5 protein-coding genes and 1 tRNA gene are annotated in these 4,741 nt (G+C 50.8%); 1 reads left to right on the forward strand and 5 read right to left on the reverse strand.

The genetic code is table 11. The features are described 5' to 3' along the window. Window positions 1-83: 83 nt before the first annotated feature. From HY879_26245 to HY879_26260, 4 genes are all read right to left on the reverse strand, one after another. A tRNA-Gly gene (locus HY879_26245) sits at window positions 84-158 on the reverse strand. 70 nt (window positions 159-228) lie between these two features. Then, entirely contained in the window at window positions 229-1,077 is an 849-nt protein-coding gene (locus tag HY879_26250) for a metal ABC transporter permease (protein ID MBI5606847.1), read from the reverse strand. A 3-nt stretch (window positions 1,078-1,080) separates the two neighbouring features. Next, on the reverse strand, window positions 1,081-1,860 hold the full coding sequence (locus tag HY879_26255; protein ID MBI5606848.1) for a metal ABC transporter ATP-binding protein: 780 nt from the start codon (window positions 1,858-1,860) through the stop codon (window positions 1,081-1,083). Between the two features lie 5 nt (window positions 1,861-1,865). Beyond that, a complete protein-coding gene (locus tag HY879_26260; protein MBI5606849.1) occupies window positions 1,866-2,816 on the reverse strand; it encodes a zinc ABC transporter substrate-binding protein in 951 nt (316 codons plus the stop codon). 152 nt (window positions 2,817-2,968) lie between these two features. Here HY879_26260 and HY879_26265 point away from each other — a divergent pair, with 152 nt between their 5' ends. Further along, window positions 2,969-4,075, forward strand: coding sequence for a hypothetical protein (locus HY879_26265; protein ID MBI5606850.1), 1,107 nt, complete (start codon window positions 2,969-2,971; stop codon window positions 4,073-4,075). A gap of 43 nt (window positions 4,076-4,118) precedes the next feature. On the opposite strand, the gene trxA is transcribed toward HY879_26265, so the two are convergent. Then, window positions 4,119-4,568 (reverse strand): thioredoxin, encoded by a 450-nt coding sequence (gene trxA, locus HY879_26270; GenBank protein ID MBI5606851.1) that lies wholly within the window; start codon window positions 4,566-4,568, stop codon window positions 4,119-4,121. Between the last annotated feature and the right edge of the window lie 173 nt (window positions 4,569-4,741).

A 4,741-nucleotide genomic window follows, 5' to 3' on the forward strand; every position in this document is an offset into this window, starting at 1 on the left:
GACTCGAACCGGTGAATAACGGTTTTGCAGACCGCTGCCTTAGCCACTTGGCTATGCCGCCGGATAGATGGGAATCATAATTTTGGAGCGGGAAACGGGATTTGAACCCGCGACTTCAACCTTGGCAAGGTTGCACTCTACCACTGAGTTATTCCCGCTCAATCCTGCAAATTAACCGAACCCGGATCTTTTGTCAATTGAAAAAATGTTCTTTTTTTAATGGATTGATCAGTAAGTCCGGCGCCCCAATAACCAGGAGCACAAGAAAAAGAAACAGCCGATTAAAATAGTGGTCGCCCCGGCCGGAGCATTTAAATAAAAAGAAAGGAGGATGCCTGAAATTCCGGAGATCAAGGCCAAAATCATGGCCACCCAAAACAGACTGGACATCCCCTTGGCCAAATTCCTGGCCGTAGCGGCCGGCACGACCAGCATGGCGGTGACTAAAAAGAGTCCGATAGCCCGGATACTGAAAGTAACCACGATAGCCAGAATCAGGGAAAAACCGTATTCCAACCACCTTACGGATATCCCGCGGGAAGCCGCCAGATGATGATTCAGACTGATCAAAAACAATCGATTGAACCAAATCCCCATAACGATGAAGACCAGAGACCCGATTAAAAGGAGTAATAACAGCTCACCATCGTTGATGGCCAAAACGGTTCCATAAAGATAGGCCTCCAGATTGCGGGTTTCTTTTTGGGCATATAAGACCGTGATCCCAAGGGCCACGGTAGCCGAGAGGATGACACTGATAACGGTATCGGAAGACAGATCCGATCGCCCCTTGACCAGGGTAATACTGAGCCCGGCCAGGATTCCAAAACCAATCAGCGTAATGGACGGCTCCACCCCCCAGAGGACTCCCAGGGCCACCCCGGCAAAGGTGGAATGGCTGATGGCATCTGAAAAAAAGGCCATCCGGAAATTGACCACATGGACCCCCAGGACGGCACACAAGGGGGCGATGATCATCATGGCGCCGATAGCCCGCCAGATAAAAGCAAACTGGGCCCATTCGAAAGGGACCGCGGTTTGCAGAAAAGAATATAAAGGGGAAAAGAGGGCTTCCATGGATCAGGGATTCAATTCGCCGTCGCCATGATGGGGGCCATGGCTGTGAGGATAAATTTGAACATGAAGTCCGAAGGTCTTCAACAGATTCTCTTCGGTAAGGGTACTTAAGCCCCCGCAACAACGAACGGTTTTATTTAAACAGATCACGTGCTGGGCATGGTTGGAGACCACTGAAAGGTCATGGGAAATCAAGATAACGGTCAGATTGGCCTGATGCTGGATATCGGAAAGGAGGTCACAAAACAACTGTTCTCCTGTGGCATCAATCCCGGCAGTCGGCTCATCAAGCAGCAGGATCTGGGGATTACCCTCTAAAGCCATGGCCAACAGGACCTTTTGTAATTCCCCACCGGAAAGTTTGCCTATGAAACGATCTTCCAGGCCCAAGGCCCCTACCCTTTTTAATCCGGCCCGGACCTGATCCCTGACCTTTTCTCTTTTCCCCAGCCAGAGGGGTTTCCTGTTGATCGAAATAGTCATCAGATCTTCCACTGTGCAAGGCAGACCACGGTCAAATTCCAAACGTTGGGGCACATAACCCATGTCAGGTCGTCCCCCAAGGGAACCTCCAAAATGAATGGTCCCTTTATAAGGAATCAATCCCAGGAGGGCCAGGAGCAAAGTGGTTTTCCCGGCACCATTGGGACCTATAATGGCCGTGGTCCGGCCGGCCGGGATGGAGCAGGACACATCCCTCAGGATCTCTACCTTGCGGATAGTGACCTCCAAGTTTCGGAGTTCAATGGCGGTTTCCGGGGAAAGGGTCCGGTTCTGTTCCATATAAATTATTTAAACGCCTTCCTGAAAATTTCCAAATTCTTTTTCATGGCATTTTCATAGGTATCGGCCGCCGCCTTCCCGGTAGCGACCGGGTCCATTTCAAAAACAGGAACACCCGTCTCTCTGGAAAGCGTTTGAGCCACCTTATCGGAATATTGGGGTTCTGAAAAAATGGTTGCCACCCGATCATTTTTGACCTTCCTGGCCAGACGGGCCAGAACCTTGGGGGAAGGCTCCACGCCTAATTGGGTTTGAATGACCCCAACCATCGTCAGGCCGGTATCCCGGGCCAGATAAGCCAGAATATCATGAAAGGCAAGAATCTTTTTGTTCCGGGCCCGGGCCACCACCTGCTGCATTTCCTGAAACAGGCCTTCCAGTCTTCCGGAGTATTCCTGGGCATTCAGACCATAATCCCGGGCATGGGCCGGGTCTTTAAGAGAAAGTCCCTCGGCAATGGTCCGGACCATGATCGCCGCTGCCCTGGGACTCACCCAGGCGTGACCATTCATGAGGTCGGCATGATCATGACGCTGCCCGGTCTTGGATTTTCCATGGTCTGAATGAGCCGGTTCAGGTCGATTCAAAATGGGTTGAATTTTCTCGGCCGCCAGAATAACGGGGACTTTGGACCCGGCCTGTTTTAAAAATTGATCTAAAAATTCTTCCATTCCAAGGCCGTTGGCTATAATTAGATCGGCCCGGGTCATCTTAATCAAATCACCAGGGGTCAGGTCGTAATTATGAGGGCACCCTTGATGGGCCGGCAGGAGCAAGTCCACCTGTACTCCGGGGGTCTTCCCGACTACATTGAGCGTCAGCGAATAGACAGGAAGGATAGTGCAGACCACCCGGAAGGGCTTTCCCGATTCCCGGCCTTCCAGACCCGGAACGAAGGCCGCAGTGAACAGTCCCCAAATAACAAACCCCATTAGGATATGAATTGATTTTCGCATAGATCTTCTGCAAGACCTTCAGCCCCATTAAGTACCATGAAGCATGAAACTTGCATCTTGCAACTTGTAACTTTATTTTCGTATTAAAAGGTACTAATATATAGGGGTGATCGTCAAGGATTTTATTTAAATTTAAATAACAAGAAGATTCTATGTCCTCTCCGAAAACAAAAATCAAGTCATCAGAAACCCGGAGCAAGATATTACAGCAAATCCTGCCCACCATTCGTAAAAATTGTACCCTGGCAGATGCCCATCATAGTGGGCTTTTTTCCTTATGCGGTCTGTTTCTTAGAATGAAAGACCAGTATAACTGGGAAAAACAGAATCCGCCCTGGAGCCCTACCGACAAAGATCGGCTTTTGAAATGGATCGACCAAAAGGAAGCCCTGTGGCTGGAGTGTCTGGATTCCCCTTTTGAACCGATCCGGATTAATGGCCACACCTTTGATTACCTGGACAATCGGCAGATTAATCAATTCCTGATACCGGCCGGGCTTTATTATGGGGCCGGATATGGGAGAGGATTGAAGCCGACTTTTTTTCTGGGTAGGGTTAAGGAAAAACGCCTGTCCTTTGGGTTCACCGTCATTGTCCTGGAACGGAATTTAGCCTGTGACCTGTCCCTGACCCTGGCCCAGAGACAGGGAAGGACTATCGTCCTTCATCTCGACCCTTTGCGTTTTTTCCTATGGTCCAAGATCCAGGAAACCGAACAGTGGGAGCGGGAGGCCACTGCACTGGCCCTTTCCTTTTACGGCTGGAATCCTTCGGCACCGCCCGATGGTCAAATGGAACCGATCATCCAATCCGAACTGGAAACGGTATTGTTTCATGAACTGGGGGAGGCCCGGGATCGAACCATTCCCCAAGGCCTTTGGCGGTCCCTGCTTTCCCTCTTTCCTTTCAGCCGGGTCGAATTGTACCTTCGAACCCTGAAGGATCTTTTGGCAGATACCCATCCGGGGGGAACGCTAACCCATATAATCGAAAGTGGAAAGGCCGGCTCTCTGGCCTTTTATCTCTCCAACCTGAAAGGCCTTCGCCGGACCCTGTTCCCGGAAATTATTCCGGCCATCAGGAAATTCAAAAAGGAAATGGACTGGTCCGGCGTTATCCGGGCTAAAAAAGAAGGCCGCCATCGGCTGGTCAACCAGGCCGGCCGGATCAGGGAATTGGCCGGAAAATGGATACCTGCCCGGCCGGAAGAATTTTCCGCCCGGTTTGAACAAGAATTTTTCAATCCTCTGGGCCTTTAACCGAATTCGGGAAAGTACCGGCTTTTTAACACAAACCGGGTATCTACAGAATGGACCGGAGATGCTTTTCGATCTCCCCCTTGGGCAAGGCGCCGACCTGCCGATCGACGAGTTTTCCCGCTTTGAAAAAAAGTAAAGTCGGGATGCTTTGGATGGAAAATTTTCTGGCCGTCCCTTGATTTTCATCCGTATTCAGTTTGGCGAACTTGACCCGGCCGGCATATTCTTTGGCTAATTGATCCAGAATGGGGGCGATCATCTTGCAGGGGCCACACCAGGGGGCCCAGCAGTCCAGGACCACCGTTCCCGAAAAATCAAGAACTTCCTGTTGAAAGGAATGGTCGGTAACCACGACCGGATGATTTAATGAGGGTCGGGATGAAAGAGGAGCCCGACATTTGCCACAAATGGGATGTTCGTTCAGACGCCATTTGGGAACACGGTTTTTGGTCCCACATCGGGGACAAGTAATGATAATCGAATCTGGTTCCATAATAAGCCCTTATGCCCCAGGGGGGCACCACGAGTCAGACGACCTCCGGCAAAGCCGGAGGCTTGAATATTTAAGCCCCTCAAAGGGGCTCACAAACAAAAACCAAAACCCGCGTAGCCGTCACCCCGGCGAAAGCCGGGGTCCAGGGCTTTTCCCAAACCTTTTAGAATCAC

Source organism: Deltaproteobacteria bacterium, assembly GCA_016219225.1.
GTDB lineage: Bacteria > Desulfobacterota > RBG-13-43-22 > RBG-13-43-22 > RBG-13-43-22 > RBG-13-43-22.

Coding starts and splice junctions, on each gene's coding strand:
- HY879_26265 (MBI5606850.1), top strand. CDS start 2,969: ATGTCCTCTCCGAAAACAAAAATCAAGTCATCAGAAACCCGGAGCAAG.
- HY879_26260 (MBI5606849.1), bottom strand. CDS start 2,816: ATGCGAAAATCAATTCATATCCTAATGGGGTTTGTTATTTGGGGACTG.
- HY879_26250 (MBI5606847.1), bottom strand. CDS start 1,077: ATGGAAGCCCTCTTTTCCCCTTTATATTCTTTTCTGCAAACCGCGGTC.
- HY879_26255 (MBI5606848.1), bottom strand. CDS start 1,860: ATGGAACAGAACCGGACCCTTTCCCCGGAAACCGCCATTGAACTCCGA.
- trxA (MBI5606851.1), bottom strand. CDS start 4,568: ATGGAACCAGATTCGATTATCATTACTTGTCCCCGATGTGGGACCAAA.